This is a genomic window from Saccharothrix sp. ST-888 (assembly GCF_000955975.1).
Lineage (GTDB): Bacteria > Actinomycetota > Actinomycetes > Streptomycetales > Streptomycetaceae > Kitasatospora.
Genome location: NZ_JYJF01000967.1, coordinates 1 through 303, shown reverse-complemented (window position 1 = coordinate 303; position 303 = coordinate 1). Strand labels below are relative to the sequence as shown.

Annotated in this window: 1 protein-coding gene; it reads right to left on the bottom strand. The window is 62.7% G+C overall.

Annotated elements, in window-relative coordinates; genetic code table 11:
* On the bottom strand, positions 1-97 hold a 97-nt coding region (locus UK12_RS45475; RefSeq protein ID WP_442973940.1), incomplete at its 3' end, for a PLDc N-terminal domain-containing protein.
* Positions 98-303: the final 206 nt, after the last annotated feature.

The following is a 303-nucleotide window of genomic DNA, read 5'->3' as shown; positions in this document are numbered from 1 at the left end:
ACAGCGGGAAGAGCAGCACTATGATCAACCAGGCCACCTTCGGCAGGTGGCGGTCCTCCTGCTCGGGAGTGGTCAGGCAGTGGATGAACGCCCAGATCCACAGAGCGAGGACGAGCAGTGGCGGCAGAATCCTCAGTACAGCGGCGATCTCCCCCTGGCGACGGTGAGGTGGGCCCCTCTTTGCTGGCCCAGGTTAGTCCGTGTCGGATACTGACACGTATTGCATACGACGATCTCCGCTCGTTTCTCCGGGCACTGGAACGTCACGGCGACCTCAAGCGGATCAAGGCCGAGGTCGACCCC